This window comes from Stutzerimonas azotifigens (genome assembly GCF_013522725.1).
GTDB classification, from domain to species: Bacteria; Pseudomonadota; Gammaproteobacteria; order Pseudomonadales; family Pseudomonadaceae; genus Stutzerimonas; species Stutzerimonas azotifigens_A.
Window position 1 is genome coordinate 401,330 of record NZ_JAAMRF010000004.1, and the last position, 25,381, is coordinate 426,710.

Annotated in this window: 31 protein-coding genes; 22 read left to right on the plus strand and 9 right to left on the minus strand. The window is 65.0% G+C overall.

Annotation, left to right across the window (positions count from 1 at the left end):
• Window positions 1-32: 32 nt before the first annotated feature.
• From G7026_RS10420 to G7026_RS10505, 18 genes are all read left to right on the plus strand, one after another.
• On the plus strand, window positions 33-2,252 hold the full coding sequence (locus G7026_RS10420) for a primosomal protein N' (RefSeq protein ID WP_181070700.1): 2,220 nt from the start codon (window positions 33-35) through the stop codon (window positions 2,250-2,252).
• Between the two features lie 132 nt (window positions 2,253-2,384).
• Window positions 2,385-4,124, plus strand: coding sequence for an arginine--tRNA ligase (gene argS / locus G7026_RS10425; protein WP_181070701.1), 1,740 nt, complete (start codon window positions 2,385-2,387; stop codon window positions 4,122-4,124).
• A complete protein-coding gene (locus G7026_RS10430) occupies window positions 4,125-4,787 on the plus strand; it encodes an SPOR domain-containing protein (RefSeq protein WP_181070702.1) in 663 nt (220 codons plus the stop codon). It abuts the gene before it with no gap.
• Window positions 4,788-4,901: 114 nt separating this feature from the next.
• Window positions 4,902-5,438, plus strand: coding sequence for an ATP-dependent protease subunit HslV (gene hslV, locus G7026_RS10435; RefSeq protein ID WP_178079344.1), 537 nt, complete (start codon window positions 4,902-4,904; stop codon window positions 5,436-5,438).
• A 38-nt stretch (window positions 5,439-5,476) separates the two neighbouring features.
• On the plus strand, window positions 5,477-6,820 hold the full coding sequence (gene hslU, locus G7026_RS10440; protein WP_181070703.1) for an ATP-dependent protease ATPase subunit HslU: 1,344 nt from the start codon (window positions 5,477-5,479) through the stop codon (window positions 6,818-6,820).
• 56 nt (window positions 6,821-6,876) lie between these two features.
• The gene (locus G7026_RS10445) at window positions 6,877-7,251 is read left to right on the plus strand and encodes a gamma-butyrobetaine hydroxylase-like domain-containing protein (protein ID WP_181070704.1); all 375 of its coding nucleotides are present in this window, start codon (window positions 6,877-6,879) and stop codon (window positions 7,249-7,251) included.
• A gap of 305 nt (window positions 7,252-7,556) precedes the next feature.
• Complete coding sequence (gene ubiE / locus G7026_RS10450) at window positions 7,557-8,327, plus strand: bifunctional demethylmenaquinone methyltransferase/2-methoxy-6-polyprenyl-1,4-benzoquinol methylase UbiE (RefSeq protein ID WP_181070705.1); 771 nt, start codon at window positions 7,557-7,559, stop codon at window positions 8,325-8,327.
• Window positions 8,327-8,953: a ubiquinone biosynthesis accessory factor UbiJ gene (locus tag G7026_RS10455; RefSeq protein ID WP_181070706.1), complete on the plus strand. Its 627-nt coding sequence runs from the start codon at window positions 8,327-8,329 to the stop codon at window positions 8,951-8,953. The genes ubiE and G7026_RS10455 overlap by 1 nt, the downstream gene beginning before the upstream one ends.
• Window positions 8,950-10,560 carry a ubiquinone biosynthesis regulatory protein kinase UbiB gene (gene ubiB / locus G7026_RS10460; RefSeq protein WP_181070707.1) on the plus strand — a complete coding sequence of 537 codons (1,611 nt, stop codon included), beginning with the start codon at window positions 8,950-8,952 and terminating at the stop codon, window positions 10,558-10,560. Before G7026_RS10455 ends, ubiB begins: the two co-directional genes overlap by 4 nt.
• A gap of 48 nt (window positions 10,561-10,608) precedes the next feature.
• Window positions 10,609-11,004 (plus strand): phosphoribosyl-AMP cyclohydrolase, encoded by a 396-nt coding sequence (gene hisI / locus G7026_RS10465; protein ID WP_181070708.1) that lies wholly within the window; start codon window positions 10,609-10,611, stop codon window positions 11,002-11,004.
• Window positions 10,997-11,329, plus strand: coding sequence for a phosphoribosyl-ATP diphosphatase (locus tag G7026_RS10470; protein ID WP_181070709.1), 333 nt, complete (start codon window positions 10,997-10,999; stop codon window positions 11,327-11,329). The genes hisI and G7026_RS10470 overlap by 8 nt, the downstream gene beginning before the upstream one ends.
• Before the next feature lie 22 nt (window positions 11,330-11,351).
• On the plus strand, window positions 11,352-11,582 hold the full coding sequence (gene tatA, locus G7026_RS10475) for a twin-arginine translocase TatA/TatE family subunit (protein ID WP_181070710.1): 231 nt from the start codon (window positions 11,352-11,354) through the stop codon (window positions 11,580-11,582).
• A gap of 15 nt (window positions 11,583-11,597) precedes the next feature.
• A complete protein-coding gene (gene tatB / locus G7026_RS10480) occupies window positions 11,598-11,945 on the plus strand; it encodes a Sec-independent protein translocase protein TatB (protein ID WP_181070711.1) in 348 nt (115 codons plus the stop codon).
• Window positions 11,942-12,736 (plus strand): twin-arginine translocase subunit TatC, encoded by a 795-nt coding sequence (gene tatC, locus G7026_RS10485; RefSeq protein WP_181070712.1) that lies wholly within the window; start codon window positions 11,942-11,944, stop codon window positions 12,734-12,736. The genes tatB and tatC overlap by 4 nt, the downstream gene beginning before the upstream one ends.
• Window positions 12,733-13,440, plus strand: a complete 708-nt coding sequence (locus G7026_RS10490; RefSeq protein WP_181070713.1) for a 16S rRNA (uracil(1498)-N(3))-methyltransferase — start codon at window positions 12,733-12,735, stop codon at window positions 13,438-13,440. The genes tatC and G7026_RS10490 overlap by 4 nt, the downstream gene beginning before the upstream one ends.
• Window positions 13,441-13,526: 86 nt before the next feature.
• Window positions 13,527-13,688, plus strand: coding sequence for a hypothetical protein (locus tag G7026_RS22615; RefSeq protein ID WP_181070714.1), 162 nt, complete (start codon window positions 13,527-13,529; stop codon window positions 13,686-13,688).
• A gap of 82 nt (window positions 13,689-13,770) precedes the next feature.
• Entirely contained in the window at window positions 13,771-14,199 is a 429-nt protein-coding gene (locus tag G7026_RS10500) for a UPF0158 family protein (RefSeq protein ID WP_181070715.1), read from the plus strand.
• Window positions 14,200-14,262: 63 nt separating this feature from the next.
• Window positions 14,263-14,610, plus strand: coding sequence for an MmcQ/YjbR family DNA-binding protein (locus G7026_RS10505; RefSeq protein ID WP_181070716.1), 348 nt, complete (start codon window positions 14,263-14,265; stop codon window positions 14,608-14,610).
• A 7-nt stretch (window positions 14,611-14,617) separates the two neighbouring features.
• Here G7026_RS10505 and dtd read toward each other — a convergent pair whose 3' ends face one another.
• Together dtd and pip are read right to left on the minus strand one after the other, a co-directional pair.
• The gene (gene dtd / locus G7026_RS10510) at window positions 14,618-15,055 is read right to left on the minus strand and encodes a D-aminoacyl-tRNA deacylase (protein WP_181070717.1); all 438 of its coding nucleotides are present in this window, start codon (window positions 15,053-15,055) and stop codon (window positions 14,618-14,620) included.
• Window positions 15,055-16,026 (minus strand): prolyl aminopeptidase, encoded by a 972-nt coding sequence (pip, locus tag G7026_RS10515; protein WP_181070718.1) that lies wholly within the window; start codon window positions 16,024-16,026, stop codon window positions 15,055-15,057. The genes dtd and pip overlap by 1 nt, the downstream gene beginning before the upstream one ends.
• Before the next feature lie 136 nt (window positions 16,027-16,162).
• Here pip and G7026_RS10520 point away from each other — a divergent pair, with 136 nt between their 5' ends.
• Window positions 16,163-16,594, plus strand: coding sequence for a hypothetical protein (locus G7026_RS10520; protein ID WP_181070719.1), 432 nt, complete (start codon window positions 16,163-16,165; stop codon window positions 16,592-16,594).
• 6 nt (window positions 16,595-16,600) lie between these two features.
• On the opposite strand, the gene G7026_RS10525 is transcribed toward G7026_RS10520, so the two are convergent.
• From G7026_RS10525 to G7026_RS10545, 5 genes are all read right to left on the minus strand, one after another.
• On the minus strand, window positions 16,601-17,164 hold the full coding sequence (locus G7026_RS10525; RefSeq protein WP_181070720.1) for a lipocalin family protein: 564 nt from the start codon (window positions 17,162-17,164) through the stop codon (window positions 16,601-16,603).
• A gap of 37 nt (window positions 17,165-17,201) precedes the next feature.
• On the minus strand, window positions 17,202-17,456 hold the full coding sequence (locus G7026_RS10530) for an outer membrane protein assembly factor BamE (RefSeq protein ID WP_181070721.1): 255 nt from the start codon (window positions 17,454-17,456) through the stop codon (window positions 17,202-17,204).
• A gap of 137 nt (window positions 17,457-17,593) precedes the next feature.
• Window positions 17,594-18,199, minus strand: coding sequence for a DUF924 family protein (locus tag G7026_RS10535; RefSeq protein ID WP_181070722.1), 606 nt, complete (start codon window positions 18,197-18,199; stop codon window positions 17,594-17,596).
• Entirely contained in the window at window positions 18,199-19,209 is a 1,011-nt protein-coding gene (locus G7026_RS10540) for a class 1 fructose-bisphosphatase (protein ID WP_181070723.1), read from the minus strand. The genes G7026_RS10535 and G7026_RS10540 overlap by 1 nt, the downstream gene beginning before the upstream one ends.
• Before the next feature lie 204 nt (window positions 19,210-19,413).
• Window positions 19,414-21,867, minus strand: coding sequence for a glycogen/starch/alpha-glucan phosphorylase (locus G7026_RS10545; protein WP_181070724.1), 2,454 nt, complete (start codon window positions 21,865-21,867; stop codon window positions 19,414-19,416).
• A gap of 204 nt (window positions 21,868-22,071) precedes the next feature.
• Between G7026_RS10545 and G7026_RS10550 the strand changes: the two genes are divergently transcribed.
• Together G7026_RS10550 and G7026_RS10555 are read left to right on the plus strand one after the other, a co-directional pair.
• Window positions 22,072-22,473, plus strand: a complete 402-nt coding sequence (locus G7026_RS10550; RefSeq protein ID WP_181070725.1) for a YkgJ family cysteine cluster protein — start codon at window positions 22,072-22,074, stop codon at window positions 22,471-22,473.
• Between the two features lie 193 nt (window positions 22,474-22,666).
• Entirely contained in the window at window positions 22,667-23,119 is a 453-nt protein-coding gene (locus G7026_RS10555; RefSeq protein WP_181070726.1) for a thioesterase domain-containing protein, read from the plus strand.
• A 33-nt stretch (window positions 23,120-23,152) separates the two neighbouring features.
• Here the strand turns inward: G7026_RS10555 and cysQ are convergent, their stop codons facing one another.
• Entirely contained in the window at window positions 23,153-23,971 is an 819-nt protein-coding gene (gene cysQ, locus G7026_RS10560) for a 3'(2'),5'-bisphosphate nucleotidase CysQ (RefSeq protein WP_181070727.1), read from the minus strand.
• A complete protein-coding gene (gene nudE / locus G7026_RS10565) occupies window positions 23,968-24,534 on the minus strand; it encodes an ADP compounds hydrolase NudE (RefSeq protein ID WP_181070728.1) in 567 nt (188 codons plus the stop codon). The genes cysQ and nudE overlap by 4 nt, the downstream gene beginning before the upstream one ends.
• Before the next feature lie 106 nt (window positions 24,535-24,640).
• On the opposite strand from nudE, the gene yrfG reads away from it, so the two are divergent.
• On the plus strand, window positions 24,641-25,321 hold the full coding sequence (gene yrfG / locus G7026_RS10570) for a GMP/IMP nucleotidase (protein ID WP_181070729.1): 681 nt from the start codon (window positions 24,641-24,643) through the stop codon (window positions 25,319-25,321).
• Window positions 25,322-25,381: the final 60 nt, after the last annotated feature.

The window sequence follows — 25,381 nt, forward strand, 5'->3', positions numbered from 1 at the left end:
AAGATCGCGCCTCGCCTCCAAGGACCGCCCGCGTGCCTATCCCGATCCTACGCCTCGCCCTGCCCTCGCCGCTGCGCCGATTGTTCGACTATCGGGCGCCAGACAGCGTGCCGCGTACGGCGCTGCAACCGGGCATGCGGCTGCGCGTGCCGTTCGGCAGGCGGGAGGTGATCGGCGTGCTGGTGGAAATCACCGACCAGAGCGATGTGCCGGAGGCCAAACTCAAGACGGCGCTGGAAGTGCTCGATATCCAGCCACCGCTGCCGGCCGCGCTGTTCAAGCTCTGCCTGTGGACCGCCCAGTATTACCAGCACAGCCTGGGGGATACCTTCAGCTGGGCCCTGCCCACCCTGCTGCGCCAGGGCGAGCCGGCCGAGGCACGCCAGGAGCGTTTCTGGCATCTGGCCGAGGGCGCGCGCGTCGACGACCCACGCCTGGCGCGCGCGCCACGTCAACGCGAGGCGCTCAAGACCATCGCCCAGCATCCTCATGGCGTCGCCCACGCGCTGCTGGCGAAACTGCAGCTGAGCAAGGACAGCCTCGACCTGCTACGGCAAAAGGGGCTGCTGCGCATGGAGGTGCGCCGGTATGCACCGGCCGAGCACCATGGCAGCTGGCTGCTGCAGCCGGAGCTGACGCTCAACCCCCAGCAGCGTCTGGCCGTCGAAGCGGTACGCGCAGGCCTGGGCGGCTACCAGGCATTCCTGCTGGCCGGGGTGACGGGCAGCGGCAAGACCGAAGTCTATCTGCAGCTGATCCATCAGGTGCTCGCGGCGGGCAGACAGGCGCTGGTGCTGATCCCAGAGATCAATCTCGGTCCGCAAACGCTGGCCCGCTTCGAGCGTCGCTTCAACGCGCGCATCGCATTGCTGCATTCCAACGTCAACGACCGCGAGCGCCTCGATGCCTGGTTGGCAGCACGCGATGGCGAGGCGGACATCATCATCGGCACCCGGTCGGCGCTGTTCACGCCGATGAAGAACCCTGGACTGATCATCATCGACGAGGAGCACGACGCCTCCTATAAGCAGCAGGAAGGTCTGCGCTACCACGCCCGCGATCTCGCCGTGGTACGTGCCCGACAGGAAAACCTGCCGATCGTGCTCGGCTCCGCCACCCCTTCGCTGGAAAGCCTGCACAACGCCCACAGCGGTCGCTATGCCCTGCTCAAACTGACCGAGCGCGCCGGCGGCGCACAGCCGCCGCAGTTCCACCGTCTCGACGTGCGCAGCCGCCCACTCGATTCGGGCATATCCGGACCGTTGCAGCAGGCCATGGCGCAGACGCTGGCTGCCGGTCAGCAGGTGCTGGTGTTCCTCAACCGCCGCGGCTTTGCACCGACACTGCTGTGCCACGATTGCGGTTGGCTCAGCCAATGCCCGCGCTGCGACGCGCGGATGACGCTGCATCAGCGCCACAACGAGCTGCGCTGCCATCACTGCGGCCACTGCGAACGCCCGCCGAGCAATTGCCCCAGCTGCAGACACGTCGATCTGCGGCCGGTCGGCGCCGGTACCGAGCGCGCCGAGGAACGCCTGGCGGTGCTGTTTCCCGATTACCCGGTATTGCGCATCGACCGCGACAGCACCGCGCGCAAGGGCGCCATGGACCAGCTGCTGGGGACCATCAACCGGGGCGAGCCCTGCCTGCTGGTCGGTACGCAGATGCTCGCCAAGGGCCACCACTTTCCCCGGGTGACCCTGGTCGCCATTCTCGATGCCGATGGCGGGCTGTTTTCCGCCGACTTTCGTGCCAGCGAACGCATGGCGCAGCTGATCCTGCAGGTCGCCGGCCGTGCAGGGCGCGCCGAGGAGCCGGGCCAGGTGATCATCCAGACCCACCTGGCGGACCACCCGCTGCTGGTGCAGCTGACCGAACAGGGCTATTTCGCCTTCGCCGAGCAGGCCCTGTCCGAACGGCGGGCCGCCGGCCTGCCGCCGTTCAGCCACCTGGCGCTCCTGCGCGCCGAGGCCCACAAGCCGGGCCAGGCGGAAGCCTTCCTCGATGACGCCTGCGCCGAAGCCGAAGGACTGCTGGGCGCGCTGCTGCTTGGCGGCGTCGAGCTGCTCGGACCAGTGCCGGCGCCCATGGAGCGGCGCGCCGGGCGTTTCCGTGCACAGCTGCTGCTGCAGGCCAGCGCACGCGCGCCGCTTCATCGCCTGATGGCCGCCTGGCTGCCGCTGCTCGAGCAACTGCCCGACAGCCGTACGGTGCGCTGGTCGCTGGACGTGGACCCGATCGACCTGTTCTAGCCGCGCGGACGGCGGCCACGACGCACCACCGGTCGAAGGCCACGCCCCGCTCCGTACCCTCGTGCATTGGCAACCGGCCCCGGGCTGCGGATAATGCAGGGTTTACCGCGTCCGCAGGCAAGGCCTTATCCGATGAAAGACAGCATCCGCCAACTGATCCAGCAAGCCCTGAACCGCCTCGTCGGCGAAGGCGTGCTGCCCGAGGGGCTGACCCCGACGATCCAGGTGGAGAACACCAAGGACAAGAGCCACGGCGACTTCGCCAGCAACATCGCGATGATGTTGGCCAAACCTGCCGCCATGAAGCCGCGCGACTTGGCCGAGAAGATCATCGCCGCGCTGCCGGCCGATGAAGGAATTACCAAGGTGGAGATCGCGGGCCCGGGCTTTCTCAATTTCTTCCAGAACAGCGCCGCACTGGCCGAGCGACTGGAAGCGGCACTGGCCGACGAGCATCTGGGCGTGCGCAAGGCCGGCCCGGCACAGAAAGTCGTCATCGACCTGTCGTCTCCGAACCTGGCCAAGGAAATGCACGTCGGCCACCTGCGCTCGACCATCATTGGCGACGGCGTGGGCCGGGTCCTGGAGTTTCTCGGCGACGAGGTCATCCGGCAGAACCATGTGGGCGACTGGGGCACCCAGTTCGGCATGCTGCTGGCCTACCTGGAAGAATGTCCGGTCGCGGCGCAAAGCGAGCTGTCGGACCTTGAAGAGTTCTACCGCGCCGCCAAGAAGCGTTTCGACGAGAGCACCGAATTCGCCGACCGGGCCCGCGCCCTGGTGGTGAAGCTGCAAGCCGGCGATGCCGAATGCCTGCGGCTGTGGAATCGCTTCAACGACATTTCCCTGTCTCATTGCCAGAAGGTCTACGACCGCCTCAACGTTCGCCTGAGCCCCGCCGACGTACGCGGCGAGAGCGCCTACAACGACGAGTTGCCCGGCATCGTCGATGCCCTGCGCGACAAGGGGCTGCTCAGCGAAAGCGACGGCGCCCAGTGCGTATTCATGGACGAGTTCAAGAACGCCGAAGGCAACCCCCTGCCGGTGATCGTGCAGAAGGCTGGTGGCGGCTACCTCTACGCCACCACCGACCTGGCGGCCATGCGTTACCGCAGCCAGGTGCTCAAGGCCGATCGAGTGCTCTACTTCGTCGACCAGCGCCAGGCGCTGCATTTCCAGATGGCGTTCGAAGTGGCCCGTCGCGCCGGCTTCGTGCACCCGGGCATACAGCTCGAGCACATGGGCTTCGGCACCATGAACGGCGCCGACGGCCGCCCGTTCAAGACCCGCGACGGCGGCACGGTCAAGCTGATCGACCTGCTCGACGAAGCCCAGGAGCGCGCCTACACGCTGGTCAAGGGCAAGAACGCCGACCTCGACGAGGCCGAGCTGCGCCAGATCGCGCGCGCCGTGGGCATCGGCGCGGTCAAGTACGCCGACCTGTCCAAGCACCGCACCAGCGATTACAGCTTCAACTTCGAGCAGATGCTGAGCTTCGAGGGCAATACCGCGCCCTACCTGCTCTACGCCTATACCCGGGTGGCCAGCCTGTTCCGCAAGCTGGGCAAGGGCGTGGACGAGATCGGCGGGCAGATCCAGCTCGAGGCCGAGCAGGAACAGGCGCTGGCCGCCAAGCTCGCGCAATTCGGCGACGCGCTCAACAATGTCGGCGAGAAGGGCGTCCCACACCTGCTGTGCAGCTATCTGTACGATCTCGCCGGGCTGTTCTCCAGCTTTTACGAGCATTGCCCGATACTTGCGGCGGACAGCGAAACCCGCAAGCAGAGCCGTCTGCGTCTGGCCGCCTTGACTGGCCGCACGCTCAAGCAGGGGCTGGAACTGCTCGGCCTGGAACCTCTGGAGCGGATGTAAGTGGCAGCAAAAAAGAAAGCGGCGCCCAAGCGCGGCGCCAGTCGCTATCAAGCCCCCTCGAAAAAACCCATCCCGGGCTGGATATGGCTCGTCTGCGGACTGGTGATCGGGGCTTTCGTGGTTTTCCTGACTCAGCTCGAGCCCGGTGACGATCAGGTCAAACGGGTCAAGGAAGACGCGAGGCAGGCCAGCAAGGAACAGCCCAAGAGGGCCACCAAGCCCGAGCCAGCCAAGCCCAAGTACGACTTCTATACGCTGCTGCCGGAGTCGGAAGTCATTCTGCCGCCGGATGCCACGCCGCCGGCCACACAGACACCAGCGGTGACGCCTGAGGAAGCCGCCCGAATCGACGCCGCCCGCGCCGAGGCCGCGCTCAACGGGCAGACGCCGCCTCCACCGCCCACCGTCGCCAAGGCGCCGGTGACCCAGTACTTCCTGCAGGCCGGCTCGTTCCGCAAGAAGGAGGATGCCGATCGCGTCCGCGCGCAGATCATCCTGCTCGGCAACGACGTGCGGGTCGAGGCCGGCACCGTCAACAACGAAACCTGGCACCGCGTGCTGGTGGGCCCGTACGGCAATCGCGAGCAGCTTTCCCAGGCGCAGAAGACCCTCGCCGCCAGCGGCTACAAGAACCTGCTGCTGCAGCAGCGCCAGGGCCGCTAGCCCCGCCCGGTCGGCAGGCACCCGGATGACGGATCATCCTTGAAGCCTGCCGACCGCGTCCCCATATCCCCAGGCATTCGGGCATTCATCGCCCCGCTGCGTGGAGATTTCACCTTGACCACCATCGTTTCAGTACGCCGCAACGGCAAAGTCGTCATGGGCGGCGACGGCCAGGTATCGCTCGGCAATACCGTCATGAAAGGCAACGCCAAGAAGGTCCGGCGCCTCTATCACGGCCAGGTCCTGGCCGGATTCGCCGGCGCGACGGCCGACGCCTTCACCCTGTTCGAGCGCTTCGAAGGACAGCTGGAGAAGCACCAGGGCCATCTGGTGCGCGCCGCCGTCGAGTTGGCCAAGGACTGGCGCACCGACCGCTCCCTCAGCCGCCTCGAAGCGATGCTTGCGGTAGCCAACAAGGACGCCTCCCTGATCATCACCGGCAACGGCGACGTCGTGCAGCCCGAGGACGACCTGATCGCCATGGGTTCGGGCGGCGGCTTCGCCCAGGCGGCCGCCATGGCGCTGATGCAGAAGGGCGACAGCACGCTGTCCGCCCAGGACATCACCGAAGCCGCGTTGAACATCGCCGGCAGCATCTGCGTCTTTACTAATCAGAACCTGACCATTGAAGAGCTGGATTCCGCGGTCTGACCGGCCATGAGAACCGTTTCCCGCTCCGGAGTACCCGCATGTCCATGACGCCCCGCGAGATCGTCCACGAACTCAATCGCCACATCATCGGCCAGGACGACGCCAAGCGCGCCGTCGCCATCGCCCTGCGCAACCGTTGGCGGCGGATGCAGCTGCCTACCGAGCTGCGCCAGGAAGTCACACCCAAGAACATCCTGATGATCGGCCCCACCGGGGTCGGCAAGACCGAGATCGCCCGACGCCTGGCCAAACTCGCCAACGCGCCTTTCCTCAAGGTCGAGGCGACCAAGTTCACTGAGGTGGGCTATGTCGGACGCGACGTCGAGTCGATCATCCGCGATCTGGCCGACGCCGCGCTGAAAATGCTGCGCGAACAGGAAGTCCACAAGATGCGCCATCGCGCCGAGGATGCCGCCGAAGAGCGCATCCTCGACGCTCTGCTGCCGCCCGCCCGCCCGGTGGGTTTCAGCGAGGAACCGACCCGCAGCGATGACTCAAATACCCGCCAGCTGTTTCGCAAGCGCCTGCGTGAAGGCCAGCTCGACGACAAGGAAATCGACATCGAAGTGGCCGAAACGCCCGCCGGCGTGGAAATCATGGCTCCGCCCGGCATGGAGGAAATGACCAGTCAACTGCAGAACCTGTTCTCCAACATGGGCAAGGGCAAGAAGAAATCGCGCAAGCTCAAGATCAAGGATGCGCTGAAGATGGTTCGCGACGAGGAAGCGGCCCGCCTGGTCAACGAGGAAGAACTCAAGGCTCGCGCGCTCGAAGCGGTGGAGCAGAACGGCATCGTCTTCATCGACGAGATCGACAAGGTGGCCAAGCGCGGCAACACCAGCGGCGCCGATGTATCCCGCGAAGGCGTGCAGCGTGACCTGCTGCCGCTGATCGAAGGCAGCACCGTCAACACCAAGCTGGGCATGGTCAAGACAGACCACATCCTGTTCATCGCCAGCGGTGCCTTCCACCTCTCCAAGCCCAGCGACCTGGTGCCCGAGCTGCAGGGTCGCCTGCCGATCCGGGTCGAGCTCAAGGCGCTGTCGCCCGAAGACTTCGAGCGCATCCTCACCGAGCCCCACGCGTCGCTCACCGAGCAGTACCGTGAATTGCTCAAAACCGAAGGATTGCACGTCGAATTCGCCGAAGACGGCATCAAGCGGCTCGCCGAGATCGCCTGGCAGGTCAACGAGAAAACCGAAAACATCGGTGCGCGCAGGCTGCACACCCTGCTAGAGCGACTGCTGGAAGAGGTATCCTTCAGCGCCGCCGATCTGGCCGGCCAGCAGAACGGCGAACCGATCCGTATTGACACCGACTACGTCAACAGCCACCTCGGCGAGCTGGCCCAGGACGAAGACCTGTCGCGCTACATCCTCTAACCGCAGCCGCCGTGCACAGACCAGGCCCTGTTCTGCGCACGGCCACGGAGCTCCAAATGCGCATTCCCGTCGCGATTGAACTGCACAAAGCGTCCAAGACCCTGACCCTAAAGTACGGTCCGGACGAGAGTTACACCCTGAGCGCCGAACTGCTGCGCGTGCATTCGCCATCGGCCGAGGTCCAGGGTCATGGCAGCCCCATCCTGCAGACCGGCAAGCTCGGCGTCGGGCTGACCCATATCGAGCCGGCCGGCCAGTACGCGCTGAAGCTTACCTTCAGCGATGGGCACGACAGCGGCCTGTTCACCTGGGACTACCTGGAAAAGCTGGCCACCCAGCAGGATGCGCTCTGGGCGGCCTACCTCGAAGAACTGGCGGCTGCCGGCAAGTCCCGCGACCCCCAGGTCTCTCCAGTCAAGCTGATGCTCTGACGTGAGGGATCCTGGCGCTCGACACCGAGCGCCAGTACCTCCGGATCGCTCTCTCCCCAGCGCTCCACGACGCGCCCTGCCCCGCCACTCCATGTGCACGTCTCTGCGGCGTTCCACCGCGCTTCCTGCCTGCGACAACGCACGACGCCGATCCAGGTGACTCGCCTTTTCCCAGGTCAAAAAGCCGCGCCCTCTCGCCCATCGACAGGCGCGCCGGGCCGCTCGGCGACGGCGACGCACGAGGTGGGGCAAAAGCGCAGCCTTTTAGGTTTAGAATGCCGGCACATTCTTCCGGTGACAGTGACATGACCGATCCCCGTAAAGAGCCAGACGCAGACGGCATCACCCATTTCGGCTACCAGAGCGTGCCCGAGAGCCAGAAGGCGCAGAAGGTCGCAGAGGTTTTCCACTCGGTGGCAGCCAAGTACGACCTGATGAACGACCTGATGTCCGCTGGCGTGCACCGCCTGTGGAAGCGCTTCACCATCGAGCTGTCCGGCGCCCGCCACGGCAACCGCGTGCTCGACATCGCCGGCGGCACCGGCGATCTGACCCGTCAGTTCTCGCGCATCGTCGGCCCCACCGGCGAGGTGGTTCTGGCCGACATCAATGCCTCGATGCTCAAGGTCGGCCGCGATCGGCTGCTCGACAAGGGCGTGGCCGGCAACGTGAAGTTCGTTCAGGCCGATGCCGAAAAGTTGCCGTTCCCTGACAACCATTTCGACGTGGTGACCATCGCGTTCGGTCTGCGCAACGTGACCCACAAGGAGGACGCCATCGCCTCCATGCTGCGCGTGCTCAAGCCCGGCGGCCGGCTGCTGGTACTGGAGTTTTCCAAGCCGACCAATCAGCTGTTCTCCAAGGCTTACGACGCCTATTCGTTCAGCCTGCTGCCAATGATGGGCAAGCTGATCACCAACGATGCCGAGAGCTACCGCTACCTGGCCGAATCGATCCGCATGCATCCCGATCAGGAAACCCTCAAGTCGATGATGGCCGAAGCCGGCTTCGAGCGCGTCACCTACCACAACATGACCGGCGGCATCGTCGCCCTTCACCGCGGCATCAAACCCTGATGTTGCGCGCCGCCCTGCTCGCCAGCGTCGAGACCGGCCTGAACCGGGTGTTGCGAATGGACACCACGGCTCTGCCACGCCTGGGCTGCCTCGCCGGCAAGGTCATCGAAGTACGCTGCAGCGCACCCGCGCTGAGCCTGTTCATCCTCGCCGACGAGCAGGGCCTGCGTCTGGCCTCGAACTGGGCGGCCGAGCCCGATTGCCGGCTGACCGCACCGGCCTCGCGCCTGCTGCAGCTGGCCGTCAGCCGCAACAAGACCGCCGTGCTGCACGCCGATGATGTCGCGCTGGAAGGCGACACCCATGCCCTGACCAGCCTCGCCGACGTGCTGCAGGACCTCGATCTGGACTGGGAGTATTCGCTCTCCCATTGGCTCGGCCCGGTGGGCGCACAGCTGATTGGTTCGAGCGTCCGCGGCCAGGCACGCTGGGCACGTGGCAGCGCCGAGACGTTGCGCCGCGATCTGGCCGACTACCTGGCCGAGGAAAGCCGCAGCCTGGTCGGTACGGCCGAGGCCGAGGCACGCTTCGCCGAACTGGACGACCTCAAGCTGCGGCTCGATCGACTCGAGGCCCGTCATCACCGCCTCGCCCACCCTCTCACCGCCAACGACGCCGAAGAATGAAGCTGTTCGCCGCCACCCGCCGCCTGTTCCGCATCCTGCTGGTGGTGATCCGCTACCGCCTCGACGACATCATTCTCGACTTGCCGATGCCCTGGTGGCTGCGTGCGACGAGCTACCTGCTGCCCTGGCGCTGGATACCGCGCCGGCGCACCACGCTCAGCCGTGGCGCGCGCCTGCGCCTGGCCCTCGAAGGGCTGGGGCCGATCTTCATCAAGTTCGGCCAGCTCCTGTCCACCCGCCGCGACCTCATGCCGCCGGACATCGCCGAAGAACTGGCGATGCTGCAGGACCGTGTTCCGCCGTTCAACTCGGACAAGGCCATCGCGCTGATCGAGCAACAGCTGGGGGCACCGGTGACTCAAGTATTCGCCCGCTTCGACAGCAAGCCGCTGGCCTCGGCCTCCGTCGCGCAGGTCCACGCCGCCAAGCTGCGCAGCGGCGAGGAAGTGGTGGTGAAGGTGGTGCGACCGAACCTTCGGCCCGTGATCGCCCAGGACATCGCCTGGCTGTTCGTGCTCGCCAAGACCGCCGAGCGCGCCTCCACCGAAGCGCGCCGCCTGCACCTGGTGGAGGTGGTCGACGACTACGCGAGAACCATCTACGACGAGCTCGACCTACTACGCGAAGCGGCCAACTCCAGCCAGCTCAAGCGCAACTTCGAAGACTCCCAGCTGCTCTACGTGCCGCAGGTGTATTGGGACTACTGCCGGCCGAAGGTGCTGGTGATGGAGCGCATCTACGGCATTCCGGTGACCGACATGGCGGCCCTGGCCGATCAGCGCACCGACATGAAGAAGCTCGCCGAGCGCGGCGTGGAGATCTTCTTCACCCAGGTCTTCCGCGACAGCTTCTTTCACGCCGACATGCATCCGGGCAACATCTTCGTCAGCACCCGCCAGCCATGGGATCCGCAGTACATCGCGGTGGATTGCGGCATCGTCGGTAGCCTGACGCCCGAGGACCAGGACTACCTGGCCCGCAACCTGATGGCCTTCTTCAAGCGCGACTACCGCAAGGTGGCGCAGCTGCATATCGACTCGGGCTGGGTGCCGGCCGAAACCAAGGTCAACGAGTTCGAGGCGGCCATTCGCACCGTTTGCGAGCCGATCTTCGAGAAACCGCTCAAGGACATCTCCTTCGGTCAGTTGCTGGTGCGCCTGTTCCAGGTCGCGCGGCGTTTCAACATGGAAGTCCAGCCGCAGCTGGTTCTACTGCAGAAGACCCTGCTCAACATCGAGGGCCTGGGCCGCGAGCTCTATCCCGAACTGGACCTGTGGAAGACCGGCCAGCCCTATCTGGAACGCTGGATGCGTGAGCGCCTGAGCCCCAAGCAACTGGTCAAGAACCTGCACGGGCAGATCGAACAGCTGCCCCATCTGGCCGGGATGACCCGTGAGCTGCTCGAGCGCATGGCCCACCCGCACGCCCACAACCCGCCACCGCCGTGGCGCGAGCGCCATCACGGCTGGCCGTTGCGGCTGATCGGGGCCGTACTGATCGGCAGCGGTGCGACCCTCGCGGCCGGGACAAATGGTTTTGCCGCTGCCGCCAGTTGGCCCGCCTGGGTGATGCTGGTAACCGGACTGTTCATCGTCGTGCGCAGATAGCCAGCCGCGCAGCGCACTGGCACACTTGGCCTTCTAGCGGAGATTGCGATGAACTGGCTGGACGAAATCAACTGGAACGACGACGGCCTGGTGCCGGCGATCGCCCAGGATTGGCAAAGCGGGCGCGTGCTGATGATGGCCTGGATGAACCGGGAAGCCCTTCAACTGACCGCGCAGGAAGGCCGTGCCATCTATTGGTCACGTTCGCGTGACAGGCTATGGCGCAAGGGCGAGGAGTCCGGCCATGTGCAGAAGCTCCATGAACTGCGGCTCGACTGCGACGCCGACGTGGTCATCCTGATGGTCGAGCAGGTCGGCGGCATCGCCTGCCACACCGGACGCGAGAGCTGCTTCTACCGTGTCTACCAGGACGGCGACTGGAAAACCGTCGAGCCGGTCCTCAAGGATCCGCAGGCCATCTATGCAGGGCACGCCCATGAATGACACGCTCGCCCGTCTGGCCGAGGTGCTGGAAGCCCGCAAGGGCGCGGCGCCGGACAGCTCCTATGTGGCCAGCCTGTATGACAAGGGTCTGAACAAGATTCTGGAAAAGGTCGGCGAGGAGTCGGTGGAAACCATCCTGGCCGCCAAGGACGCCGCCAGCAGCGGCGATTGCAGCGATCTGATATACGAAACTGCGGACCTCTGGTTCCACAGCATGGTGATGCTCGCCGCCCTTGGCCAGCACCCACAGGCCGTGCTGGACGAACTGGATCGCCGCTTTGGCCTCTCTGGGCACGCGGAAAAGGCCGCGCGCCCGCAAACCTGATTCATCTTCCGGAGATATCATCATGGGTTTAGGTGGCATTAGCGTCTGGCAACTACTGATCGTCCTCCTCATCGTGGTCATGCTGTTCGGCACCAAGCGCCTCAAAGGGCTGGGCTCGGACCTTGGCGACGCGATCAAGGGGTTCCGCAAGTCCATGGGCACCGAGGACGAGAAGCCCAGCGTCGAGGAAAAGCGCCCACACACCATCGATGCCGAAGCCCGCAAGGTCGACGAGCCGGTCAAGAAAGACTAACCGGGGTCCGCCGCGATGTTCGACGTAGGTTTCACCGAACTGATGCTGGTCGGTCTGGTGGCGTTGTTGGTGCTCGGCCCTGAGCGGCTGCCAGGCGCCGCGCGTACTGCCGGCCTGTGGATCGGCCGGCTCAAGCGCAGCTTCAGCACCATCAAGGCAGAGGTTGAGCGGGAGATCGGTGCCGACGAGATCCGCCGGCAGCTGCACAACGAGCGCATCCTCGACCTTGAGCGGGAAATGAAGCAGAGCATCATGCCGCCTTCCAGCGCGCCCGAGGCCAAGCCAGCAGAGACAGAAGACGTCGCACCGGTTCCAGAACCGACCGCGCCCGCTCCACGTCCGGACAGATCGCCTGAACCATGACCAACAGAGCCAACGATGATCAGGAAATGCCCCTGGTCGCCCACCTGACCGAACTGCGCAAGCGCATCCTGCGCTGCGTGGTGGCGATCCTGCTGCTGTTCAGCGGCCTGTTCTATTTCTCCCAGCAAATCTATGCCCTGGTGGCCGCGCCGCTGCGCGCCTACCTGCCCGAAGGCGCGACGATGATCGCCACGGGCGTCGCCTCGCCGTTTCTGACGCCCTTCAAGCTCACCCTGATGGTGGCGCTGTTCCTCTCGATGCCGGTGATCCTGCACCAGATCTGGGGCTTCATCGCGCCTGGGCTGTACAAGCACGAGAAGCGCATCGCGGTGCCGCTGCTGATCTCCAGCATCGTTCTGTTCTACGCCGGCATGGCGTTCGCCTATTTCGTGGTTTTCCCGATCATGTTCGGCTTCTTCGCCAGCGTGACCCCGCAGGGCGTGGCGATGATGACTGACATCGGCCAGTACCTGGATTTCGTGCTGACGCTGTTCTTCGCCTTTGGCGTGGCGTTCGAGATCCCGGTGGCGACCTTCCTGCTCATCTGGGTCGGCATCGTCGACGTGCAGACGCTGCGCAAAAGCCGGCCCTACGTCATCGTCGGCTGTTTCGGCGTCGGCATGGTGCTGACGCCACCCGACGTCTTCTCGCAGACGCTGCTCGCCGTGCCGATGTGGTTGCTGTTCGAGATGGGTGTCATCTGCGGCAGCATGGTTGCCAAGAAGCAACAGGCGGCCGAAGAAGCCGACCCTGCGGCCAACGGTAGCCAACCGCCCGCACCGCGCCCGTGAACCTGCTGCTGCTCGAGCCCGCCGACCATGTGGCGGGCGACCGGGTCGTCCTGCGCGACCGACGGCTCAGGCATCTGCGCGAGGTCCACGAGGCCGAGGTCGGTCAGACCCTGCGGGTCGGCCAGCTCGGCGGGCTGATGGGCGAAGGGCGCCTGTTACGCCTGGACGAGCAGGAAGCCGAACTCGAGATCAGCCTCGACCAGCCGCCGCCGGCCAAGCTCCCCCTCATCCTGCTGCTCGCCTTGCCGCGTCCCAAGATGCTGCGCCGCGTGCTGCAGACGGTCGCCGCGATGGGCGTGCCGCGCCTGGTACTGCTCAACAGCTACCGGGTGGAAAAGAGCTTCTGGCAGACCCCCTTCCTGGAGCCGGCTGCGATCCGCGAGCAGCTCATGCTCGGCCTCGAACAGGCCCGCGATACCCTGCTGCCAGAGGTGATCATCGAGAAGCGCTTCAAGCCCTTCGTCGAGGATCGCCTGCCCGCCCTGGCGGCTGGCAGTCTCGGCCTGACCGGCCACCCTGGCGACTATCCGCCCTGCCCTCGCGCCCTGAACGAGCCGGTGACCCTGGCCATCGGCCCAGAAGGCGGCTGGATTCCCTATGAAGTGGAAAAGCTCGCTGCCGCCGGCCTCGCGCCGGTGCAACTGGGCGAGCGCATCCTGCGCGTCGAGACGGCCGTCCCAGCGCTGCTGGCACGGCTGTTCTGAGGACTCACCAGCTCATCGAGGTCTCGAAACGCTGCTTCGGCGGCATCAGCATTTGGCAACTGCTCATCATCCTGCTCATCGTCCTCATGCTCTTCGGCAGCCGGCGCCTGCGCAGCCTGGGCAGCAACCTGGGCGAAGCGGTGAGCGGCTTCCGCCGCACCATGGGCCGCGGCGAGACGTCCTCACCCGAACTGGAGCAAACATCCCAGCCAACCCGGACCACACAAGAGGCAGCCGAGCGGGCCTGAATCACGGTCCGATGAACGTCGCGCACCCCTTCGCTGCGCCATAGTCAGAGATGCTGAACCCCTTTTTTTTTGTAAGGCCCTAATGCGCCCCCTGACCATCGACCTCGACCGCCTCGAATACGCGCTCGACAGCCGCGATGCTGCCGAGTACTACCTCGACCAGGAAACCGGGGAGATCCACGCGGTGTTCCCTGGAGACCCCGCGCCCGGAGCCGAGGAGAAGTACGACGTCCAACCCGACCGCTACTTGCACATCGAGCGCCTGGACCTGGCCCAGTCGCTGGCGATGCGCGAGGCCTTTCTGTTCACCATCCACGATCCGGACGCGCACGTTGCGCACGCCGTGCTGAGCGATGCGCTGTCCGGCCGCAGGCCGCTGCGCACCTTCGATTTCAAACTCGAGGACTTCCCACGCATCCGCGAACGCTGGCTGCTCTACCAAGCCACCCAGCTACGCGAGTACGCCATCACCTGGCTGCACGACAAGGGCCTCGAGCCGTCGCGCCGCTGAGCGGCCACACGGCTTCGCGAGACGGCTAGACTGCTGGCTTTTCAGGCTTACAGGAAAGCGGTGATGAGCGTCGACGACATCGAACGTTTCTGCCTGCAGCTGCCCGGCGCGCGCAAGCGCGTGCAGTGGGGCGGCGTGCATGTCTTTTCGCTGGGCGAGCGCAAGATGTTCGCCACCCTGCATCTGTCCGGCGACGGCGCGCTGGCGTTCAAGGTCGACGACGACCGTTTTCTCGGCTTCTGCGATCGCCCGGGCTTTCGTCCGGCGCCCTATCTGGCGCGTGCGCGCTGGGTCAGCGTGAACGATCCCGGCATCGTCGGTACGGCGGAGCTGCAGGAGTTGCTGACGCGCTCACACCAGCTGGTGGTTGCCCGCCTGCCGAAGCGGCAACGGGTCGGGTTGCTGCTCTGAGCCGCGTTCAGGTCTCAAGCAGGAAGGTCACCGGACCGTCATTGACGAGATGAACCTGCATGTCGGCGCCGAAGCGCCCGCAGGCCACTTGTGGATGGCTGGCGCGCGCCCGTTCGGCCAGGTAGTCGTATAGGCGCTCGCCCTCATCCGGCGGTGCGGCGGAGGAAAAGCTCGGGCGCAAACCACTGCGGGTATCAGCGGCGAGGGTGAACTGGGAAACCAGCAGCAAGCCGCCACCGACATCCTTGAGCGAGCGATTCATCTTGCCCGCCTCGTCGCTGAAGACGCGGTAGTTGAGCAGTTTGTGCAGCAGCTTGTCGGCACGCGCCGCATCATCGCCGCGCTCCACACCGATCAGTACCAGCAAGCCCTGGTCGATCGAGCCGACCACCTCACCCGCGACTTCCACCCGCGCCTGGCGGACCCGCTGCAGCAAGCCTTTCATCAGGCGTCCGCAGGCGGCAGATCGAGCAGCCGGTGGGCAATGTCCGCCGCGGCGCGCACCAGCGCATCGGCGATGCAGGGTTCGGACGCCGAGTGGCCGGCCTCACGGATGATATGCAGCTTGCTGTTGGGCCAGGCCTTGTGCAGCGCCCAGGCATTGTCCAGCGGGCAGATCAGGTCATAGCGGCCATGCACGATGATCCCTGGCAGGTGAGCGATTTTGGGCATGTCGCGCAGCAGCTGGTCCGGCTCGAGAAACGCCCGATTGACGAAGTAATGGCATTCGATACGCGCCAGCGAAAGGGCTCGGTGGGCATCGGTGAAGCGCTCGACCACCTGGTGGTTCGGGCGCAGCGTGGCGGTTCGACCTTCCCAGCATGACCAGGCCTTGGCGGCATGCATCTGGGCGATCTGGTCGTTGCCAGTCAGACGCCGGTAGAACGCCTGCATCAAGTCACCGCGCTCCTCGGGAGGAATCGGCGCGAGAAAGTCTTCCCAGTAATCGGGGAACAGTCGGCTGGCACCTTCCTGATAGAACCAGTGCAGGTCCTGCGGACGGCAGAGAAAGATGCCGCGCAGGATCAACGCCTGCACCCGCTCCGGATGCGCCTGGGCGTAGGCCAACGCCAGTGTGGAGCCCCAGGACCCGCCGAACAGCACCCAACCGTCGATGCGGAGAAACTCACGGATGCGCTCGATATCGGCGATCAGATGTCCGGTGGTGTTGTTCTCGAGGCTGGCGTGGGGCGTCGAGCGGCCGCTGCCGCGCTGATCGAAGGTAACGATGCGGTAAAGATTGGGATCGAAGAAGCGTCTGCTCAAACCATCGCAGCCGGCACCCGGGCCACCGTGTATAAAGAGCACCGGCAGGCCACCGGGAGTGCCGCTTTCATCCAGATAAAGCACGTGACCGTCACCGACCGGCAGTTCGTGCCGGGCGTAGGGTTTGATTTCTGGAAACAGGTTCTGCATGAAGCTCTCCCGAGTCTGCGGCGCGCTGCGCCGGTTAGGTCTTCCCATGGCTGGCGCCGTTGCGACTGCCCTCCCGCCCTTGGCTTATATCCAGGCTTGGCCTGTGGGCATCATAACCACGAATCAGGAGTAGAGCATGCCCCTGCAAAAGCTGATGTTGCCGCTGATCATCATTATGGCATTGCTGCACGGCTGCGCCCGCGACGACGCGCTGGCGGAGCTGGAGGCCGCCACGCGCAGGCTGCAGGAGAATATCGAGGCGCACCGCACCTCGGCGGTGATGGAGCAGTTGGCAAGCGATTTTCACGCGGGCGACGAGCGTGACCGCGTTTGGGCGCAACGCACGATGACGTTGCTGTTCATGCGCCATCGATCGATCAACGTCATAGCCCTGAGCCAGTCGAGCCGACTCGATCCGACCTACAGCAACAAGGGCTATACCGATGCCCAGGTCACGTTGACGGGCGCCGAGGGATTGATCCCCGACAGCGTTCGCCACTACAGCGTTCGGCTTGAATGGTGGCGCGAGGACGGGGACTGGCGCTTGGCGCGGCTACACTGGGACTGAGCGGCCTCAGGGCAGCGGCTGTTCGATGGCCTCGTCGTCCAGCCGCCAGATCAGCTGGCCGGTGTCGTAGCCACGCTTGTGCGCCTCGGCCAGCAGGCGCGTCTGGATCTGCGTCGAAACCGTTGGCGTGCGCGACAGCAGCCACAGGTATTTGCGGTCAGGGTGACCGACCAGCGCGGTTTTGTAACCCTCGTCGAGGTACAGGATCCAGTAATCGCCCTTGGTGAGCCCCGGCAGCAGCTTGCTGGCCCAATTGTCGAAGCGCACCCACAGCTTGTCGGTTTCATCCTCGACCTGTGGCCAGGCCTCGCCGGTAGCCTCCTGCCAATCGCCGTTCAGCGTCCGGCAGCGGTTGGTCACCGCGATGCGGCCATCGCCCTTGCGCTGGTAGTGCGCCTCGGACTGGACACACTTGCGCTGGAAGAACATCGGCAGCCTCGCCAGCTCGTACCAGGTGCCCTGATAACGGTCGAGATCGACATGGCCGACCGTAAGCGGAGGCGTCTGTGACGAAGAGCTGGCGCAGCCGGCGACCAGAGCAACGAACAGAACGGCGAACAGATAACGCATGGCGGCTCCCTGCGGAACCGCCCGAGGTCGGTCCCGCTTACTTCAGTCCCTTGCCGGAAAACATCATCACGTCGTCGCCGGCATACTGGATGCTGATGAATCGGTTCTTGTCGCCCCAGGTGCAGCTGGACACGCCCAGCGCACCGGCGCAGTCGGAGGGTTTGCCGAGCAGCGCCTCGACCTCGGAGCGATGCATGCCGGCATGCAGCTTTGCGTAGTTGTCCTGGGTGATCGGATTACAGGCTCCGAGAAACAACGCGCAGCCCATCAGGGCGAGATGACGCAGCGACATGAAAACCATCCTCTGATTTCGCAAAGCGCCTAGCTTCTCACAGCCGTACGGCCATCTCACGCCTCTGGTTAGGAGGCCGGGGCGACCTGGAGGTTCCGTATCCTGTGCTGCTTGAGGTGAAGGAGATGCTGCAGCGTTCAGAAGCGCGAGCCCGGCTCGCGTAGAAACTGCACTTCGGCCTCGCTGGACGCGCGGCCAAGTACGTCGTTTCGATGAGGGAAGCGACCGAAGCGCGCGATCACGTCGCGATGACGTACGGCAAAGGTCAGGAAGTCTTCGAACAGTGGGCGCTCTTCGGGTGCGGCGATGTCTCGCAGGAGGGTGAACTGAACGACGGCGATATCCTGCAGCGCAAGGTTCTCGGCGTGTTCGCAGACCAGATAGATGAACACCCGCTGAATCGGTGACAACAGCACGTCACCGCCCTGGGCCATGCCATCGTGCACCAGATGCTGGGCACGCTCGTCACCAGCGAAGGCCTTCGGGGTGCCGCGGTGGATCATGCGGGGGAGCTGGTCGAGCAGCAGGATCAGCGCCAGCCAACCCTCGGGCGTGCTCGACCAGCTATCCAGATCGCCCGCCAGCGCCTGCTCGACCTGGGGGCCGAAACGCCGACGGGCATCATCGTCCTGAGCCGCCTTGTAGCCGAACCAGAGGCCTTGCTTCTCGGCGGCGATCTCGATCGACGTGGTGCCCTGGCCGAACCACCAGTCCAGCAAGTCCTGCCAGGGCGGCGCTCGCATCAGCCCTGGTGGTAGCCGGTGACGCGCTCGACTTCTTCCTTGGAGCCCAGAAACACTGCGACACGTTCGTGAAGCGATTTGGGCTGGACGTCGAGGATGCGTTGCTGGCCATTGGTGGCCATGCCGCCGGCCTGCTCGATGATGAAGGACATCGGGTTGGCCTCGTACATCAGGCGCAGCTTGCCGGGCTTGTCCGGCTCACGCGCGTCGCGCGGGTACATGAAGATGCCGCCGCGGGTCAGGATGCGGTGCACGTCGGCCACCATCGAGGCGATCCAGCGCATGTTGTAGTTCTTGCCCAGAGGACCTTCCTCGCCAGCCAGAAGCTCGCTGACGTAGCGCTGCACCGGCGGCTCCCAGTGGCGCTGGTTGGACATGTTGATGGCGAACTCGGCGGTGCTTTGCGGCACGTTCATATTCTCGTGAGTGAGCACGAAGCTGCCCAGCTCGCGGTCGAGGGTAAAGCCTTTGACGCCGTCGCCCAGGGTCAGGATGAGCATGGTCTGCGGGCCGTACACCGCGTAGCCCGCGGCAACCTGCTTGGTACCCGGCTGGAGGAACGCCTCTTCACCGAGCGCGTCGTTCTGGCTGAAGCAGTCGCCTGGGCAACGCAGCACCGAGAAGATGGTGCCGACCGAGACGTTGACGTCGATGTTGGAGGAGCCGTCGAGCGGATCGAACAGCAGCAGATAGGCGCCTTTCGGGTAGCGACCGGGGATCTGGTACGGCTTGTCCATTTCTTCGGAAGCCATGCCGGCCAGCGTGCCGCCCCATTCGTTGGCTTCGAGCAGGATCTCGTTGGACATGACGTCCAGCTTCTTTTGCACCTCGCCCTGTACGTTTTCGGTGTCCGTGCTGCCGAGTACCCCACCCAACGCGCCTTTGGATACGGCATGGCTGATCGCCTTGCATGCGCGCGCGACCACCTCGACGAGGAAGCGCAGATCCGCCGGTGTGTTGTGACTTCGGGTCTGCTCGATCAGGTAGCGGCTGAGGGTCGTACGTGACATGGAAGGCTCCAGGGTGGGGGATCGGCGCAGTTTAGCGCGGCGGCAGTGCGGTGGCACGGCAATATCTCCCCTGAGACCGGAGCCGCCAGCGCGAGTTCAGCGCGGCGTGCGCCACGCTCGTCACCCGGCACCAGCCCACCCTTCGTCCGCTAGCCCAGCGTCGCCACGGAACAGCCGGTGGCCACCCGGCGCATCGGCGATGCGCTACATCACCTTCCAGATTTCCGTGGCGTATTCGCGAATCGTCCGGTCCGAGGAGAACCAGCCCATCCGCGCGGAATTGAGCACGGCCGAGCGCCACCACTGGTTCGAATCGCGCCAGCGTTCCTCGACCTGGAGCTGCGCCTGCCAGTAAGCCTCGAAGTCGGCGCAGACGTGGAAGGTATCGTGCCAGCTGATGCCATCGACCAGTCCGGTGTAGCGCGCCGGATCGTCAGGCGAGAAGGCGCCGTCGCGGATCGCCATCATCACCTCCCGCAGGCGCGGCGATTCGGTGATCGTGACCTCGGCGCTGAACTCCCCGGCCTGCTTGCGCGCCGCCACCTCCTGGGCGGTGAGGCCGAAGATGAACATGTGCTCGGCACCGATCTGCTCGCACATCTCCACATTGGCGCCATCCAGCGTACCGATGGTGAGCGCGCCGTTGAGGGCGAACTTCATGTTGCTGGTGCCCGAGGCCTCGAGCCCGGCAGTGGAAATCTGCTCCGACAAGTCGGCCGCCGGGATGATGTCCTCGGCCAGGCTGACGTTGTAGTTGGGCAGGAAGACCACCTTCAGCAGGCCACGCACGGTCGGATCATCGTTGATGGTCCGAGCGATATCGTTGGCCAGCTTGATGATCAGCTTGGCCTGGTGATAGCTGGCGGCCGCCTTTCCGGCGAAGATCTTCACCCGCGGCACCCAGGGATAGCCGGGGTCGGAGCGGATCGCCTGGTACAACGCGACCGTATGCAACAGGTTGAGCAACTGGCGCTTGTATTCGTGGATGCGCTTGACCTGCACGTCGAACATGGCCGTCGGGTCGACGCTGATCCCCAGCCGCCGATGGATCAGCGCCGCCAGGTCGCGCTTGTTTTCCAGACGCTGCTCGGCGAAGCGGCGGCGGAAATCGGCATCCTCCGCGAACGGTTCGAGGCCGCGCAGGGCGGTTTCCGGCGACTCGAGGATCGACTCGCCCACCGCCTCGACCATCAGCGCGGTGAGGCGCGGGTTGGACTGGTACAGCCAGCGGCGGAAGGTGATGCCGTTGGTCTTGTTGGTGATGCGCTGCGGGTAGAGCCCATGCAGGTCGGTGAACACCGTCTTGCGCATCAGCTGGGTGTGCAGGGCCGACACTCCGTTTACCCGGTGCGAGCCGAGGAAGGCGAGGTTGCCCATGCGCACACGGCGCCCATGCTCTTCCTCGATCAGCGAGACCGAGCGCAGCAGCTCGAAGTCATGGGTGTCCTTCGCCCGCAGCGAATCGATGTGATACGCGTTGATCAGGTAGATGATCTGCATGTGGCGCGGCAGCAATCGCTCCATCAGGCCGACCGGCCAGGTTTCCAGCGCCTCGGGCAACAGCGTGTGGTTGGTGTAGGACAAGGTCCCTACGGTGATCTTCCATGACTTGTCCCAGGGCATGGCGTGCACGTCGACCAGCAGACGCATCAGCTCGGCCACGGCGATCGCCGGGTGCGTATCGTTGAGCTGGATCGCGGCGAACTCCGGCAGGCTCTCGAGCGAATCGCGCTGCTTGAGGTGCCGGCGCAGCAGGTCCTGCAGCGAGGCGGCGACGAAGAAGTATTCCTGACGCAGGCGCAGCTCCTGGCCGGCCTCGGTACTGTCGGCCGGATAGAGCACCCGCGAGATGGCCTCGGCGCGCGCCTCTTCGGCGACCGCACCGATGTGGTCGCCGGCGTTGAAGCGCTCGAGGTGAAAATCCGCCTCGGCCCGGGCGCGCCAGAGGCGCAGGGTGTTCACGCCGCCGCCCTTCCAGCCGACGATGGGCGTGTCGTAGGCGATCGCCCGCACGCCCTCGGCCCAGTGCCAGAAGTGCTTGGGCTCGCCGCCGTTCTCGCTGGGCATGGCCGCAACGCTGCCACCGAAGCCGATCAGATAGCTGGTTTCCGGCCGCTCGAATTCCCAGGGGTTGCCGAAGTCAAGCCAGGTTTCGGTCTGTTCGTGCTGCCAGCCGTCGACGATCGCCTGGCGGAACAGGCCGTGATCGTAGCGAATGCCATAGCCGTGGGCCGCAATGCCCAGGGTCGACATGCTTTCCATGAAGCACGCCGCCAGCCGGCCGAGGCCGCCATTGCCGAGCGCCGCGTCCGGCTCGAGCAGGCGGATCCGTTCGATGTCGACGTCCAGATCGGCCAGCGCCTCGCGCGCGGTTTCGAGGATGCCGAGGTTGCTCAGGCTATCGATCAGCAGGCGTCCGATGAGGAACTCCAGCGAGAGGTAATAGACCCGCTTCTTGCCCTCGCTATAGGCCTTGCGCGTGTGGCTCATCCACTGGTCGACGATCTGATCGCGAGCGGCCAGCGCGATCGCCTCGAACCAGTCATGGTCGAACGCGTGCTCCGGGTCCTTGCCGACCGAATAGGTCAGTTTGGACAGAACCGCTTCTCGGAAGGCGGCGACTTCGTCGGATTTCGGAACGTTAGGCTCCTGCGTCATGGGCTGACCTCGGGGACATTGGAAAAACACATGAAAGGTGGCCGCAGCGGCTGCCCGGCCACTCTTGCGATAGATTCCCTCAAGGGTTGCAGGTTTCATGCGGCTCTGCGTGACCGTCCGTCAGGGTTTCGCCTCATCGGATTGACTGGATATTTTCCCCGCGCCGGCTATGATCGCGCGCCTCCCTGCCCTGGCCATGCTCCCGTGAAGACCAAAGTCATCCCCGCCGCCGACCTCGATCGCCTCGAAACCTGGGCGCGCTACAGCAACGGAATGTGCCGCAGCTGCGACGCCACCTGCTGCACCCTGCCGGTCGAAACGCGTATCGACGACTTGATCCGTATCGGCGTGGTGGATGCCTTCGAACGCGACGAGCCGGGCAAGTCGATTGCCAAGCGGCTGATGAAGATGGGCGTGGTCGAGCGCTTCAACCAGAAGACCGAGGTCTACACCCTGGTGCGCCTGGCCAACAACGACTGCCTGTATCTGGACCGCACCAGCCGCCTGTGCACCATCTACGACAAGCGCCCCGAGACCTGCCGCAACCATCCGCGCATCGGCCCGCGCCCCGGCTATTGCGCGTACCGCCCCAAAGCCGCGCGCTGAAATCGGCGTAGCCGCGAGCCTCGTTTTCTCCACCTGATCGCATCCGCAGAGGCGGGACGGACACGCTGTGCCCGACCCTTGGGCCAGGTGTCAATCGACGCAACTGAATGGGCGGCGAGGCTGGCAAAAGCGTGACTCAGCAGTCATGCTTGGCGTCTGCCTTGTCTTCGAAACATTTAGGAACCTCCTCGGCATGAGCCGCGATAGTCGCTACCTGGAAGCCATCCTCCATCACGACATCCCGCTGACGCGCGCCATGGGGCTGCGTGTACTGCAATGGGAAGGCCACGAGCTGCGCCTGAACGTCCCGCTGGAGGCCAACGTCAACCACAAGAGCAGCATGTTCGGCGGCAGTCTGTATTGCGCCTCGGTGCTGGCCGGCTGGGGTTGGTTGCACCTGCGGCTGCGCGAGGCGGGCATCGAAGACGGACATATCGTCATTCACGAAGGCAAGATCGAATATCCGCTGCCCGTGGTCGACGATGCCGTGGCGATCTGCGCGGCGCCGGACGACGATGCCTGGGAGCGCTTCGAGACTATCTATCGCCGCCGCGGTCGTGCGCGCCTGACGCTGCAGAGCCGCATTCTTGCGGCCGATGGCCGTGACGCGGTGCGCTTCACCGGCCAGTTCGTCCTGCACAAGTGAGACGCCCCCGCAGGCATGGCGCCTGCGTAGCGGTCAGCCGCGGTTGGCCAGCTCTATCAGTCGATCGCGCCAGGACACGCCCTGCGGCAGCGCCAGGAACGAAGGGTTGAGAAAGTCTGCCCGCGCGGCGTAATCCAGCGGCACTCCGGTCACGTCCAGCACCTCGCCGCCGGCGCCTTCGAGCACACCCTGGGCCGCGGCCGTGTCCCACTGCGAGGTAGGCGCCAGCCGCGGATAGCAGTCGGCTTCGCCCTCGGCCAGCAGGCAGAGCTTGAGCGAACTGCCGATATTGACCAGTTCCAGCGCGTCGAAGGTCTGCTTCAGCCCGGCGATCAGCCGCTCCTGTGCCGCGCTGGAGTGGCGCCGGCTGGCCACCACACGCAACGTCCCCGAATTTTCGCTACGCACGCGCAGCGGCTTGGCTTCGCCGCTGCTCTCCGAGGCCCAGGCACCGATGTCGCTGCCGCCGTAATAACACCGGCCCGTGGCAGGAATGCCGACCACGCCGAAGACCACACGACCCTCCTCGATCAGCGCCACGTTAACGGTGAATTCTTCGCTGCCGGCAATGAATTCCTTGGTGCCGTCCAGCGGATCGACCAGCCACCAGCGCGTCCACCTGGCGCGCTGCTCCAGCGGCAGATCGCAGGCCTCCTCCGAGAGCACCGGAATCGACCCATCCAGCGCCGACAGCTTGTCGCTGAGCAGATGGTGAGCCGCCAGATCGGCGGCGGTGACGGGCGAGGCGTCGGCCTTTTCCTCGACGGCCAACTCGCTGCGCCAGTACGGCAGAATCACATCGCCGGCCTCGCGAACCAGGTCGATCACCGCCGATAGGTAAGGATGGCTCATAGGGTCAGCTCCCCTCGTTGCTGAAGCAGATCGCGCGCCAGATAAAGCGCGGCCAGAGCGCGCCCTTCACTGAATTGCGGATGCTGGATGAAACTCGACAGCTCGCGCAGATTGACCCGGTCCACGCGCATGGGCTCTGGCTCGTCGCCAGCCAGCTGCTCCGGATAGAGGTCCTGGGCGAGCACGACTTGAATCTTCTGACTCATGTAACCGGGAGAAAGTGACAGCTCGGCCAGATGCTCCAGACGACGCGCGCCAAATCCGGCCTCTTCCTTGAGTTCGCGATTGGCGGCCTCCAGCACATCCTCGCCGGGCTCAATCAATCCCTTGGGCAGCGACAGCTCGTATTCGTCCGTACCGCCGCAATACTCCTCGACGAGCACCACGTGCTCGGCATCCTCCAGGGCGACGATCATCACCGCGCCATAGCCGGCACCCTTGCCGACCAGCCGTTCGTAGGTTCGCTCCACGCCATTGGCGAAGCGCAGCTGCAATTCCTCGACACGGAACAGACGGCTGGTGGCAACGATCTCGCGGGCGAGCACGGTGGGTTTCTGGCGCATGGCATCACTCCTGGAAACGCGAGGGGCTATCATACCCCGGCTTATTGCAACGACCGCGACCGGTTTACGACCAAGGCCTTCCTTCCTGCCGACCGACGAGCCCGCTATGACCGCACCCTTGCGCTGGTCCGACATCGACACCGTCCTGCTCGACATGGACGGCACCTTGCTGGACCTGCATTTCGACAATCATTTCTGGCTCCAGTATCTGCCGCAGCGCTACGCCGAACGCCACGGCATCAGCCCGGCGATGGCCGAGCTGGAACTGGCGCCGCTGTTCAAGGAGCACCAGGGCCGGCTGACCTGGTACTGCATCGATTTCTGGACCCAGGAACTCGATCTGCCGATTCGCCAGATGAAGCGCGAAATCGCCGATCTGATTGCCCTGCGCCCTGCCGCCGACCTGTTTCTCGGCGCCCTGCGCCAGGCCGGCAAACGCGTCGCCCTGATCACCAATGCTCACCGCGACTCGCTGTCGCTCAAGCTCGAGCGCATCGAACTGGCGCCCTGGTTCGACCGCATGATCAGCTCCCACGACTATGGTTTTCCCAAGGAAGACCAGCAGTTCTGGTTCGCCCTGCAGCACGATTTTCCGTTCGACCCGGCGCGCACGCTGTTCATTGACGACAGCCTGTCGGTGCTGCGCAGTGCCGCGCGCTTCGGCGTGGCCCACCTGCTTGCGGTGCGTGAGCCAGACAGTCGTGGCGGCCCACGCGATACCGAGGAATTTTCCGCCGTGGAGGATTACCTTGCATTGGTCCGCAGCCTGACCGGCCTCGTCGATTGATTTGGCGACGCTTTACCGAAAGCATTTGACCAACCACACTCAGAGAAAGGTGAAGACTCC